Here is a 12,759-nt window from a genome sequence, read left to right on the forward strand (position 1 = left end):
CATGGCGAGGACGATAGCAACGAGGAGGAACACCGAGCTTCTCCTGCTCTGCGCGGGGGCCATCCCCGTCGTGCTCCTCTATGCGATGTACGTGGCCAACACGCAGACGCCGCTCAGCTTCCATACGCTCGCGGTGCCGCTCGGCCTGTTCGCGGCCTTCGCCGTGGCCCACGTCGCCATCCGCTTCCTCGCCCCCGGCGCGGACCCGGTCATCCTGCCCGTCACCTTCGTACTCTCTGGCATCGGCATCGCCTTCGTCACCCGCCTCGCGCCGGACGACGCCATCCGCCAAGTGATGTGGCTCTTCGTCTCCGTGGGCGCCATGGTAGCGACCCTCGTCGCGGTAAAGAGCCTCGACGACCTCGCACGCTACAAGTACACGATGGGTGCGGCGGGCGTGGCGCTGCTCGTCCTGCCCATGCTCGTCGGCACGGAGCGCGGCGGCTCGAGGCTCTGGATCACCTTCGGGTCCTTCTCCTTCCAGCCGGGCGAGATCGCCAAGATCCTCATCATCCTGTTCCTCGCGGCGTACTTCGCCGAGAACCGCGAGCTGCTCTCGGCCTCCACCCGCCACTTCGGGCCCCTCGCGCTTCCGCGGCCGCGCATGCTCGCGCCCCTCTTCGTGATGTGGGGCATCAGCCTGCTCGTCGTCATCTTCGAGCGCGACCTCGGCAGCGCCCTGCTCTTCTTCACGTTCTTCATCGTGATGCTCTACGCCGCGACCGGACGGACGAGCTACGTCCTCGTCTTCCTCGTCCTTCTGGCCGTGGGCGGCGTCTTCTGCTACCACACCTTCGGCCACGTCCAGAACCGCGTCGCCATCTGGCTCGACCCCTTCGGCAACCCCGACGGCGGCTACCAGCTCATCCAGTCGCTCTACTCCCTGGCCGACGGCGACCTCATCGGCTCCGGGATCGGCAAGGGGCTGCCCACCCTCATCCCCGTCGTCGCCTCCGACTTCATCTTCTCTGCCATCGGCGAGGAGATGGGCCTGCTCGGCGCCTCGGCGGTCATCATGGGCTACATGATCTTCTCGGTCCGCGGCTTCGCCACGGCCGCCCGCGCCAAGTCCGACGTCTCGGCCTTCACGGCCATCGGCCTGACCTGCGCGATCGCCTTCCAGGCCTTCCTGATCATCGGCGGCACCACGCGGCTGCTGCCCCTCACGGGCGTCACCCTGCCCTTCATGAGCCAGGGCGGCAGCTCCCTCCTCGCGAGCTTCATCATCGTCGGCCTGCTCCTGCGCGCAGGCGACGAGGGCACGGGCCGCAGCGCGGAGATCGCCTCCGGCACGACCGCGCGTGTGGCGCCGGGTGCCGCGAGCAGGGTCTCTGCCGTCGCGCGCGGCTCGCACGTCCGCGGCAGCTTCGGCCTCGACACCCCCGAGTCCGGCGTCCTCGGCCGAGTCGCCCTCGGCAACCGCCTGACCAGGCTCATCACGATCTTCACCGTCCTCTTCGCCCTGCTCATCGCCAACCTCACCTACATCCAGGTGATCGAGGCTCACGACATCCAGGAGATGCCGGGCAACAACCACACCATCAGGAAGACCGCCTACGTCCAGCGTGGCGCGATCATCACCTCCGACGGCCAGACCCTCGCGGAGAGCCTGGCGCGCGCGGACGGCACGTACGCCCGCAGCTACCCACACGGCTCGGTCGCGGCGCACACGGTGGGCTACATCTCCACCCAGTACGGCGCCACCGGCATCGAGATGAGCATGAACGACACGCTCTCGGGCAACTCCAACTACTCCACCTGGTCCGGCGCCCTGAACTCGCTGGCTGGCGTCAGGAACGCGGGCTCCTCCGTCGTCCTGACGATCAACTACCAGATGCAGCTGGCGGCCGAGGACGCGCTCAGCGGCTACCAGGGCGCGATCGTGGTCATGAACCCCCAGACGGGCGCGGTCCTGGCGAAGGCCTCCAACCCGACCTACGCCCTCGACGACATCGACTCGGCGATAAACTCGTCGGGCTCCGCCCTGCTCGACCGCACCACCCAGCTCTACACGCCCGGCTCGACGTTCAAGGTGATCACCCTCGCCGCGGCGATCGACTCGGGCGCTGCCTCGCTCGACAGCACCTACTCCGCGCCCTCGTCTCTCGACGTTGACGGCCGCGCCGTTACGAACGACCGGGACGCGAGCTACGGCGAGATCACCCTGCGCGAGGCGCTGGCCTACTCGGCCAACACCGTCTTCGGCCAGGTCGGCACCCAGGTCGGGCCGGAGACCCTCGTCCGCTACGCCAAGGCCTTCGGCTACGGCACCGCGCTCGGCCAGGACTTCTCCTGCAGCGCGTCGCTCATGCCCAACCCCTCCGAGATGACCAGCTGGGAGACCGCGTGGGCGGCCTGTGGCCAGCCCGTGGGCGAGCACCAGAGCCCGGCCGGCCCGCAGACGACGGTCATGCAGAACGCCGTGATGGCCTCCGCCATCGCAAACAACGGCATCGTGATGAACCCCTACGTCGTCGACCACATCCTCTCCCCCGAGGGCGTGACCACCTCGACCACGAGCCCCAAGTCCCTCGGCCAGGCCGTCTCCTCCGAGACTGCGGCCAAGGTCAAGGAGGGCATGCGCGAGGTCGTCACCTCCGGCACCGGCACCGCCGCTCGCGTCAACGGATACGAGGTCGCCGGCAAGACCGGAACCGCCCAGGTGGGCAGCAATTCCATCAACTCCCTCTTCGTGGGCTTCGCGCCGTACGATAGTCCGACCCTCGCCATCTCGATCTGCATCGAGGGCAACGGGCAGGACGTCACGGGGGTCGCGACCCGCGTCGCCGGCAGGGTGCTCGCGCAGTGCCTCGCCGTGCAGTCCGCGGGGGCGGCCTCGTGATCTTGCGGCGCGGGGAGGCGGCTCGGCCGCAGGAGCCTCCCTGGGGAGCCGCGCGTAGCGGTCAGGTGGGACGCCGGCACAAGCCGAGCGCCGTCAGGGTCGGTACCTTGCGTGGGGGTTCCACGCTGTCGATAGGAGCAGTGGATGCCTAGTAGAGTTCTCGGTGGCCGTTACATAGTGCAGGACAAGATCGGCACCGGCGGCATGGCGATCGTCTATCGCGGTCTCGACAAGGTCCTGGGGAGGACCGTCGCCATCAAGACGATGCTCCCCCAGTATGCCGCCGACCCCTCGTTCGCAGCGCGCTTCAAGCAGGAGGCGCAGGCGGCGGCCGCCCTCCAGAGCCCCTACATCGTCTCCGTCTACGACTGGGGCAAGGACGGCGACACCTACTACATCATCATGGAGTACCTGCGCGGCACCGACCTCAAGAGTGGCATCCGCAAGCACGGCGCCCTCGACTGCCGCAAGGTCGCGCAGATCGGCTCGCAGATAGCCCAGGCGCTCTCCGTGGCGCACCGCCACGACATCATCCACCGCGACATCAAGCCGCAGAACATCATGGTGCAGCCGGACGGCAACATCAAGGTGATGGACTTCGGCATCGCGCGGGCCAAGAACAGCCACCTGACCACGGACAACTCCGTGCTCGGCACGGCGCACTACGTCTCGCCCGAGCAGACCCAGGGCAAGGAGCTCGGTCCCACGACCGACCTCTACTCCCTCGGCATCGTGATGTACGAGGCAGCGACCGGCCGAGTGCCCTTCGACGGAGACGACGCGATCACCGTCGCCCTCAAGCAGGTCAACGAGCAGCCCAAGCCCCCCAGCCAGATCAACCCCAACGTGGACGCCGCGCTCGAATCGATCATCCTCAAGTGCATGCAGAAGAACCCCGCCGACCGCTTCCAGACGGCCGACGAGCTCTACCACGCGCTGCGCGACTACCTCGCAGGCAGGCTCCAGGCGGTCACCACGGCGACGATCAGCCCCATGGTGACCAACCCCATCCCGCGCGCCAACCGCGTGCAGCCCATCGGCGGAGACACCTCACAGCTCGGCCGCACGCGCAATCCCTCCGCCACGAGCAGCCAGCGCTTCCGCCAGCAGTCCGCGACGGAGCTCGAGGCCCAGCGCAAGCACAGGCGGCACCGTAACATCGCCATCGCCCTCGTCGTTTGCGCCCTTATCGCCGCGCTCGCGGCCGCGGCCTGGGCGCTCTCGCACCCGGCGACCCGCTCGGTCCCCAACCTCATCGGTCTCAGCAAGGACCAGGCCATCCAGCAGATCGACGCCACCAACTACTTCACGAGCGGCACCGTGAAGGAGGAGTACTCCAGCACGGTCGGTCAGGGCCTGGTCATCGACCAGGACCCCGACGCCGGCAACGACGCCCCCGAAGGCACCCAGATCAACCTCGTCATCTCCAAGGGCAAGGAGCCCGCGCAGGACGTGACGGTGCCCGACCTCACCAACATGACGCCCTCCGCGGCCGAGGCGGCGCTCAAGAAGCTCAACCTCGTGGCCTCTGCCGGCGACTCCGTCTACTCCGACTCTGTCGAGACGGGCAACGTCGCCCAGCAGAGCCCCGCCCCCGGCACCACCGTCAAGGCGGGCGACACGGTCACCTACCAGCTCTCCAAGGGCACCGAGTCCGTCGACGTCCCCTCCGTCGTGGGCATGAGCGAGCAGAACGCCCGCTCCGCGCTCGAGAACGCGGGCTTCTCCGTGGTCGTCTCCTCCGACTACAGCGACAAGTACAAGGAGGGCGTGGTCTCCTACCAGAGCGTCACGGGCAAGGCGACCAAGGGCTCGGAGGTCGACATCACCGTCTCGCTCGGCGCCGCCCAGGTTGAGGTGCCCGACGTAGTCGGCCTCGACGAGTCCACCGCCACCACGCGCCTCAAGAGCGCGGGATTCTCCGTCTCCTCGAGCACCGTCTCGAGCAGCAAGGCGGCGGGCACGGTCGTCTGGCAGTCCTCCACGGGCACCGCCAGCAAGGGAGCCTCGATCACCATCGGGGTCTCCTCCGGGACGAGCTCCACCACGGGCGGCGGATCCAACTCCGGTGCCGGTACCGGCACCGGCACCGGCACGGGTACGGACAGCGGCACGGGGACGGGCACTGGCACGGGGACCGGAACGGACACCGGCACGAACTAGCCGGTGGGTCCGAGACGGGCCCATGGCCGCCGGTACGCACGAACCACCCTGGAGGGGCGCAGGACCATGGGTCCCGCGCCCCTCTTCTTCAAGGGTCGCGCGGCCCTCGCTGCGCAGCTCTCGCTGCGCGGCTCTCGCCACAGGGCGCCCGCCGGGTCCTGCCTCCCCGATGGTCGAGGCGGACTCACGGCGGCATACGAAAGCAGGCCGGGCGCACCTTGCGTCCGGCCTGCTGCATTCTCTGGTGCCCCCGCGCGGATTCGAACCACGGACACCTGGTTTAGGAAACCAGTGCTCTATCCCCTGAGCTACGGAGGCGGGCAAGCCCATATTGTAGCACCTGCCGCGCCGGTTTTGGCGGCGCGGCAGAGATTGCCCGACTTACTTCTTTGCCTTGTCGGACTTGGCGTCCTTCTCGGCCTCATCCGCTGCGTCGGCGCCGGTCGCCTGCTTCTTGCCAAAGCGAGACTTGGAGCGCTTGGCGGCCTTCTGGGAGCTGCGAGCGGCCTCCTCGGCCATCTTCTTCCTGCGGAGATCGTCGACCGTGCCGTTGAGCTTCTTGAGGCTCATGCCGGATGCGGCGGCGTCGGCCTGCTTGCGCAGGGGACGGATCTTGCGGAAGTCGTAGATGAAGCCCGCGATGATCGCGACATAGGAGAAGACGATGAGGATGAGCGACGCCAGGCCGAGGTTGGTCCTCACGTCCGCGGCGGCAGCGGGGTCGGCGATGTTGGTCACGAAGGTGAGGATCAGGGCCGCGAAGCCGGTGCCAAGCAGGATCCACCAGGTACGGCGGTACTTAAGGTAGTCCGGGTTCTGGTTGAGGATGGCGTCGGAGACCGTGAAGCGCTTGTCGTTGAGCTCCTGCTCGCGGCGGCGCTCGGCCTTCTTCTCCTCCTTGGTCTTAGGCTCGCTCGTACCCTTCTTGCTCTTAGTCCTGCCGGAGGCGTCGACCACGCGGACGCCGGCGGCGGCCTCGCGGGCGGGCTTGGCGCGCGAGACGGACCTCTTGCTGAAGCCGCCCCTCTCGCCCTCGTCCTTCTCGGCGTCCTCCGCGGGCTTCTCTTCCTTGTCCTTGCGGGAGAGGACGCCGTTGGCGCCGACCTCCTCGCGTGCTCCCTGGATGGTGTCGCGCAGTGACATTAGACTTCCTTCGCCGGCTTGAATTCCTCGCCCGTGATGATCTGGTAGGCCTCCTGATAACGCCTCGAGGTGCCCTCGATGACCTCCTGGGGCAGGTGGGGCGGCTCGCCCTGCATGTCCCAGTTGGCCTTGAGCCAGTCGCGGACGTACTGCTTGTCGTAGCTCGGCTGGACGTGCCCCTCGGAGTAGCCCTCGGAGGGCCAGAAGCGGCTCGAGTCGGGCGTCAGGCACTCGTCGATGATGGAGAACTGCCCGTCGATGAAGCCGAACTCGAACTTGGTGTCAGCGATGATGATGCCGCGTGTGGAGGCGTACTCGGAGGCAGCCTTGTAGATGCCGAGGGAGGCGTCGCGGAGCTTGGTGGCGGTGTCTTCGCCCACCAGCTCGGCGCAGCGCTCGAAGGAGATGTTCTCGTCGTGGTCGCCCAGCGCGGCCTTGGTCGAGGGGGTGAAGATCGGCTCGGGGAGCTTCGAGGCCTCCACCAGGCCGGCGGGCAGCTTGATGCCACAAACGGTGCCGTCCTGGTCGTAGGTCTTCTTGCCGGAGCCGGTGAGGTAGCCGCGCACGATCGCCTCGATGGGGACGGTCTGCGCCTTCTTCACGAGCATCGAGCGGCCGGCGAGGTAGTCGGCGTACTTCTGGAACTCGGCGGGATAGTCCCTCACGTCGGTCGAGATGACGTGGTTGGGGATGAGGTCCTTGAACTTCTCGAACCAGAACGCGGAGATGCGCGTCAAGATCTCACCCTTGTAGGGGATCTCGTCAGGCAGGATGAAGTCGAAGGCGCTCAGGCGGTCGCTCGCGACCATGAGCAGGCTGTCCCCGCAGTCGTAGATGTCACGGACCTTGCCGTGAGAATCGGGACGTGCCTCGATTTTTGACATAGCTACCCCTTCCTAGGACACAGACGCCATAGATTGTAGTAGATGTGCCCGCGAAGGCGACGCTCAGCCGCGACCAACAGGGATTCCATGCAGAGGGGCCCTACTGGCGCTGGCTCGCCTCGAGGCGCTCGCGCAGCTCGCGATGGCCGATCGGCAGCACCAGGGTGAAGGTGGTGCCGACGCCCTCCTCGGAGTCCACCTTAATCGTGCCGTTGTGCCGGTCGATGATCTCCTTGGTGAGCGAGAGGCCCACGCCGAGGCCACCCGCGACCCGCTCCCTGCTGGCGTCGGAGCGCCAGAAGCGGCTGAAGACCCGCGGGATGTCCTCCTTGGCGATGCCGATGCCGGTGTCCTTGACCGAGATGAGCACGTCGCTGCGGGTCTTGCCGACCGAGACGGTCACCGTGCCCCCCTCGGGCGTGTAGCGCATCGCGTTGCTCATGAGGTTCACGGTGGCCTCGCGGATGAGGTCGGGGTCGAGCTCCGCGTAGAACTCCTTGGAGCCCGTGTTGTTCTCGAAGATGAGGTCGAGACCGTTGTCGGAGAAGAGCTGGGCCTGATAGGTCACGAGCCCGTTGACCATGCCGACGACGTCGGTGCTCTCCTTCTTGCAGGGCGTCTTGCCGTTCTCCATGCGCGAGAGGCGCAGCATGGCGTCGACCAGGCGCGAGAGGCGACGGACCTCGATCGCGACGGTGGCGAGGTGCTCGTCGTCGGTCGGCAGCACGCCGTCCTGCATCGCCTCGACCGTCGCCTGCATCGCCATCAGCGGCGTGCGCAACTCGTGGGCCACGTCGCTCGTGAGGCGGTGCTCGAGCTTGATGTCGCGCTCGAGGGTGGTGGCCATGTCGTCGAAGGTCTCGGCAAGCTGGCCGATCTCGTCCCTGCCCGCAAGGCCGGTCCGAGCGGAGAGGTTACCGTTGCGGATCTGGCTCGCCGTGGTGGTGATCCGCTTGAGCGGGCGGGTCAGGGCGCGCGAGACGAAGTAGCCGATCAGGCAGGCGAGCACCAGGGCGACGCAGCCTGCAGAGAAGATCGCGCCGAAGGAGTTGGCGCGGAAGGCCGAGTCGCTCTTGGTGAAGAAGGCGTCGGAGCCCATGGCGAAGAAGCGGAGCGTCCCAACCTTCTGGCCCGCCGAGGTGATGACGTCCGAGGAGACGACCGACTCGGCGCTCGGGGGCGCCGTGGTGGTGCCCCTTCCGGAGTCGATCCGGGGGAGGTTCGTGTCGTCGAAGAGCACGGTGCCGTCCACGTCGAGCAGCTGGACGCCCACGTCGTTCATCAGCTCGGCCGAGTGGCGGACCGACTCCATCGCGTCTCCCGACCACCGGCCGTCGCTCTCATACTGCTGGGCCATGGCCGACGACATGCTGTCAGCCGTGCGCTGCATGTTCTCGCGCGCGTACTTCTGGAACTGCCCGGTCCACACGTAGGCCAGAACCAGCGCGAGCACCACGACCGTCATGAGCGCCGTCCCCGCGAAGGCGAGCGTCATCCTCGTCGCGTAGGTGTAGGTGGGCTTGGGGTTGGGCTTGATCGTGTTGTAGGACGAGGAGCTCGCGCCTGCGGGCGCCTCGTCGTGCGCGCCGGCGCCCTTCTTGTGGCGCACGGCCTACTTCGCCTTCGGCTTCTGCTTGGCCTTCTCGGCATCCCCCGCCTCGAAGCGGTAGCCGACGCCGTGGACGGTGTAGAGCCAGCGCGGGTTGCGCGGGTCGTCGCCGAGCTTGGCGCGGAGGTTCTTGACGTGGGAGTCGATCGTGCGCTCGTAGCCCTCGAAGTCGTAGCCGAGGACCTTCTCCACGAGTTCCATGCGGGTGTACACGCGGCCCGGGAAGCGCGCGAGGGTGGTCAGGAGCTTGAACTCGGAGGCCGTGAGGTCGACCTCGCGGTCGTCAATCATTACCTTGTGACCCGAGATGTCGATGACAAGGTCGCCGAAGTCGAGCACCTCGAGCTGCGGCTCGCTCTCCGTGTGGGCGCGGCGCAGCAGGGCGCGGACGCGCGCGACGAGCTCGCGGGGCGAGAAGGGCTTGATCAGGTAGTCGTCAGCGCCGAGCTCGAGGCCGATGATGCGGTCCTCGACCTCGCCCTTGGCGGTCAGCATGATGATGGGCACGTTGGAGGTCTCGCGAATGGCGCGGCAGACGCGCTCGCCGGAGAGCTTGGGGAGCATCAGGTCGAGGATGATCAGGTCGAACGAGTGCTTCTCGAACTCCTCGACGGCGCTCTGGCCGTCGCCGACGCCGCGGACCGAGTAGTTCTCCCTCTCGAGGTAGGCTGCGACGGCATCTCGTATGGTCTTCTCGTCCTCGACCAAAAGAATTCTCTTCTCCTCAGAAGCCATAGCGCCCCTCCACACCTTTCATGCCGGCGAAGCCGCCGGCGGTATTCCGCACAAAACCCATATATACAGCCAATAGTGTACCCCATACACCAAGGGGCGAGGCACTAGAAGCCGCCCGCAGGCGGTAGGTCCTCGGGCGGCGGCGGGCACGGCGGGGGCGCGGGCGGCGAGAAGGACGTGGAGGCCTACAGCGTGAAGATGCGGACCGTGACCGAGGACGGGTAGCCCGTCTCCTCGTCCTTGACCGTCGCGAAGGTCACGAACTTGTCGGTCCTGCCCACCCGCGCCGGGAACTCCCCGTAGTCCATGCAGCGGTTGGTGGCGGGCAGGACGCTGTAGGTCGACGCCGCGGTGTTCACCACGAAGTAGGAGGCGCGGCTCTTGATGACGTAGGTGCCGTCCTTGCCCGCGACGTTGGCGGAGGGCTCGCGGGAGAGCCGGACGAAGCCCGAGGCGTCCTGGCCCGTGCCGATGTAGGTGCCCATCGAGCTCAGGAGGTCGCCGGTGCCGTAGCTGGCCTCGACGGAGAGCGCGAACTTGTCGCCCATGCGCACCGCGTAGAACGGCTTCACGCCCTTGGGCATCACGAGCTGGTCGACCACCGTCGAGAGGTCGTCGGAGAGGCTGTAGGCGGTGATGCCGTAGTAGACGCCCTCGCTCTGCCGGACGCGCGGGGCGAGCGTCACCGTGCCGTCCGAGACGGCCGGCGCGCACGCGAAGCGTCCGGGGGACTCGACGACCGCCTTTGCGTCGCTCTGCCCGAGCTTCCAGAGGTAGCAGTAGGAGCTCTCGCTCGTCCTGGAGCCCGAGGTGGAGGGCATGACCTGCCAGATGACCTCGTTGTCCGTGCACGCGAACTTGGGAGGGTCGAAGTCCGCGCCGCCCTGCCAGAGCGTGGAGGTGTCCCCACTGAGCGTGCCGGCGGAGAAGCCCGAGCAGTAGAGCGCCCAGTCCGCGGTGAGGTAGTCGTACTCCACCCAGGCGTAGACCTTGTCGGAGCAGCGCACGTCATAGATGACGGCCGTCGGGCTCGAGCTCAGCGTCTTGGGGATGACCTCGGCGAGGCTGCCGTCGTCGAGCGAGAGGGCGCAGCCCTTGACCATGGGCGAGGCGGAGGAGCCGGCGAGCACCACCGGGATCCAGGTCCCCTCCGCCTCGTGAAGGACGCTCCCCAGGGGCAGGCTCCACGAGGGGCCCTCGGACAGGGAGAGGTCGGCCTCCTGGTAGGAGTCAAGCACGGAGGTGGCGGAGTCGGACGAGACGACCGTCGGCTCGGGGGTCGCATCGTCGGAGCGGTGCGTACAGCCGGAGAGGACGCCGACGCACGCGGCGGCGGCCCCCGTGGCGGCGAGGCCCCTGAAGAGGCCCCGCCGCGTCATGCTGTGCCTGGCAGGACGCTCGCCGCGCCCTCGGGAACGCAAGGACATCCGATGAGGCTCCCTCTGCTAGAACTCGAGCTTCTCGAGGCGGTCGAACACCACGTCCACGCGGGTGAGGAAGAAGCGCGGGTCGAAGATGCGGTCGAGCTCCTCGCTCGAGAGCGTGCAGGCCGGGTCGGCCTCGAGGCGCTCGCGGAAGCTCGGCCCCTGGCGGCACTGCTGGATGTCAGCCCAGGTCGCCATGGCGTTGCCCTGGACGACCTTGTAGGCGTCCTCGCGGGTGATGCCGGTCTCCACCAGGGCGAGCAGGACCTTGGAGCTGAAGAGCATGCCGCGGGTCTTGTTGAGGTTGTTGAGCATCTGCTCGGGGTACAGGATCAGGCCGTCGATGACGCGGATGAGGCACTGGAACATGTGGTCGAGGCCGATGAAGCTGTCGGGCAGGGCGATGCGCTCGGTGGAGCTGTGCGAGATGTCGCGCTCGTGCCACAGGGCCACGTTGTCGTAGGCGACCTGGGCGTTGGCCTTCACGATGCGCGCGAGGCCGCAGACCTTCTCCATGGTGATGGGGTTGCGCTTGTGAGGCATGGCCGAGGAGCCCTTCTGCCCCTTGCGGAACGGCTCCTCCGCCTCGAGGGTATCGGTCTTCTGCAGGCTCCTGACCTCGGTCGCGATGCGCTCGCAGGTAGCCGCCGTGCACGCGAGGACGCTGGCGAGGTAGGCGTGGTGGTCGCGGCTGATGACCTGCGTGGAGAGCGGGTCGCTCTTGAGGCCGAGGTGCTCGCACACGTAGCCCTCAACGAAGGGGTCGATCGAGGAGTACGTGCCCACCGCGCCGGAGATGGCGCCGTAGCTGATGTTGTCGAGCGCGTCGGAGAGGCGGTCGTAGTCGCGCTTGAGCTCCCAGGCCCACGAGCCGAACTTCATGCCGAAGGTCATCGGCTCGGCGTGGATGCCGTGGGTGCGGCCGACGCAGAGGGTGTCGCGCTCCTCGAGGGCGCGGCGCTTGCAGATCTCGCCGAGCTGCTTGCAGTCCGCGAGGATGATCTCGGTCGCCTGCTTGAGCTGGTAGCACAGGGCGGTGTCGCCGAGGTCGGTGGAGGTCATGCCGAAGTGGACCCACCTGCTCGGCTTGGGCTCGCCCGCAGGCACGTCCGCGTCGATGTAGGAGCCCATGTTGGTGAGGAAGGCGATGACGTCGTGGTTGGTGACGGCCTCGATGGCGTCGACCTCCTCCTTCTTGAAGGCGGCGTGCTCGCGGATCCAGGCGGCCTCCTGCTTGGTGATGCCGATCTTGCCCAGCTCCGCCTGGGCCTCGCAGGCGAGGACCTCGATCTCCTGCCAGATGGCGTACTTGTTCTCGAGCGTGAAGATGTTCCCGATCTCGGGACGGGTGTAGCGGTCGATCATCCGCGTTCCTTTCGCACCGACGTTTGCGACGCCTCAGATTCTACCGCGGCGTCACCGTCGAGGTTCGGGGCCACGGTTTCGCATGCAGATTCCCGGAGGGCGAATATAATCTCAAGTTAGTGACGGGCTCCCTACGGCGTGGCGCTCGACGCGCGCTGGTGGCCACGAGCCCCAGGACCTTCTCGATCCATGCCGCCGAGAGGCGGCTTCCCGGTAGGTGCTCGAGCGGAAGGACGAGAGATGGAACGCGTCATAGTCGATCGCTTCGAGGGTAGCTTCGCCGTGGTCGAGGTCGGCCTCGGACTGATGCGCAACGTGCCACGCGCGCAGCTCCCCACCACGACGCACGAGGGTGACGTGCTCGTGTTCGACGGGCGCATCTATCGCAGGGACCCCGGCGCCACGGGCGAGCGCGCCAATCGTCTGCGCGGGCGGGTACACCGCCTCTTCGGGAACTAGCACGGACAAGAGGCCCCGGCCGAGAAGGACCTCGGTCCGGACGGAGATGCCACGGAGGGCGCCCCGCGGGGCGCCCTCCTGCTCTCGCGGCCCCCTCCGGGCGGCGCCGCACGCGCCGGCGCCGCCCGGGGGCCG

9 protein-coding genes and 1 tRNA gene are annotated in these 12,759 nt (G+C 67.7%); 3 read left to right on the plus strand and 7 right to left on the minus strand.

Annotated elements, in window-relative coordinates:
- Position 1: 1 nt before the first annotated feature.
- Positions 2-2,842, plus strand: coding sequence for an FtsW/RodA/SpoVE family cell cycle protein (locus tag VXJ25_RS06020; protein WP_330958309.1), 2,841 nt, complete (start codon positions 2-4; stop codon positions 2,840-2,842).
- Between the two features lie 144 nt (positions 2,843-2,986).
- Positions 2,987-5,005, plus strand: a complete 2,019-nt coding sequence (gene pknB, locus VXJ25_RS06025; RefSeq protein WP_330958310.1) for a Stk1 family PASTA domain-containing Ser/Thr kinase — start codon at positions 2,987-2,989, stop codon at positions 5,003-5,005.
- 242 nt (positions 5,006-5,247) lie between these two features.
- Here pknB and VXJ25_RS06030 read toward each other — a convergent pair.
- The 7 genes from VXJ25_RS06030 to purB form a co-directional block, all read right to left on the minus strand.
- Positions 5,248-5,323 (minus strand) — tRNA-Arg (locus VXJ25_RS06030).
- 63 nt (positions 5,324-5,386) lie between these two features.
- Positions 5,387-6,148, minus strand: a complete 762-nt coding sequence (locus tag VXJ25_RS06035) for a hypothetical protein (RefSeq protein ID WP_330958311.1) — start codon at positions 6,146-6,148, stop codon at positions 5,387-5,389.
- On the minus strand, positions 6,148-7,032 hold the full coding sequence (locus VXJ25_RS06040; RefSeq protein ID WP_330958312.1) for a phosphoribosylaminoimidazolesuccinocarboxamide synthase: 885 nt from the start codon (positions 7,030-7,032) through the stop codon (positions 6,148-6,150). The genes VXJ25_RS06035 and VXJ25_RS06040 overlap by 1 nt, the downstream gene beginning before the upstream one ends.
- 100 nt (positions 7,033-7,132) lie before the next feature.
- Positions 7,133-8,641: a HAMP domain-containing sensor histidine kinase gene (locus tag VXJ25_RS06045; protein WP_330958313.1), complete on the minus strand. Its 1,509-nt coding sequence runs from the start codon at positions 8,639-8,641 to the stop codon at positions 7,133-7,135.
- Positions 8,642-8,644: 3 nt separating this feature from the next.
- Complete coding sequence (locus VXJ25_RS06050; RefSeq protein ID WP_330958314.1) at positions 8,645-9,376, minus strand: response regulator transcription factor; 732 nt, start codon at positions 9,374-9,376, stop codon at positions 8,645-8,647.
- A 185-nt stretch (positions 9,377-9,561) separates the two neighbouring features.
- Complete coding sequence (locus tag VXJ25_RS06055) at positions 9,562-10,755, minus strand: Tat pathway signal protein (RefSeq protein WP_330958315.1); 1,194 nt, start codon at positions 10,753-10,755, stop codon at positions 9,562-9,564.
- A 66-nt stretch (positions 10,756-10,821) separates the two neighbouring features.
- On the minus strand, positions 10,822-12,165 hold the full coding sequence (gene purB / locus VXJ25_RS06060; RefSeq protein WP_330958316.1) for an adenylosuccinate lyase: 1,344 nt from the start codon (positions 12,163-12,165) through the stop codon (positions 10,822-10,824).
- 240 nt (positions 12,166-12,405) lie between these two features.
- Here purB and VXJ25_RS06065 point away from each other — a divergent pair, with 240 nt between their 5' ends.
- Entirely contained in the window at positions 12,406-12,624 is a 219-nt protein-coding gene (locus VXJ25_RS06065) for a DUF3006 domain-containing protein (RefSeq protein ID WP_330958317.1), read from the plus strand.
- Positions 12,625-12,759: the final 135 nt, after the last annotated feature.

The sequence above is a fragment of the Olsenella absiana genome (assembly GCF_036408855.1).
Lineage (GTDB): Bacteria > Actinomycetota > Coriobacteriia > Coriobacteriales > Atopobiaceae > Olsenella_K > Olsenella_K absiana.

Coding starts and splice junctions, on each gene's coding strand:
- VXJ25_RS06020 (WP_330958309.1), top strand. CDS start 2: ATGGCGAGGACGATAGCAACGAGGAGGAACACCGAGCTTCTCCTGCTC.
- pknB (WP_330958310.1), top strand. CDS start 2,987: ATGCCTAGTAGAGTTCTCGGTGGCCGTTACATAGTGCAGGACAAGATC.
- VXJ25_RS06035 (WP_330958311.1), bottom strand. CDS start 6,148: ATGTCACTGCGCGACACCATCCAGGGAGCACGCGAGGAGGTCGGCGCC.
- VXJ25_RS06040 (WP_330958312.1), bottom strand. CDS start 7,032: ATGTCAAAAATCGAGGCACGTCCCGATTCTCACGGCAAGGTCCGTGAC.
- VXJ25_RS06050 (WP_330958314.1), bottom strand. CDS start 9,376: ATGGCTTCTGAGGAGAAGAGAATTCTTTTGGTCGAGGACGAGAAGACC.
- VXJ25_RS06055 (WP_330958315.1), bottom strand. CDS start 10,755: ATGACGCGGCGGGGCCTCTTCAGGGGCCTCGCCGCCACGGGGGCCGCC.
- purB (WP_330958316.1), bottom strand. CDS start 12,165: ATGATCGACCGCTACACCCGTCCCGAGATCGGGAACATCTTCACGCTC.
- VXJ25_RS06065 (WP_330958317.1), top strand. CDS start 12,406: ATGGAACGCGTCATAGTCGATCGCTTCGAGGGTAGCTTCGCCGTGGTC.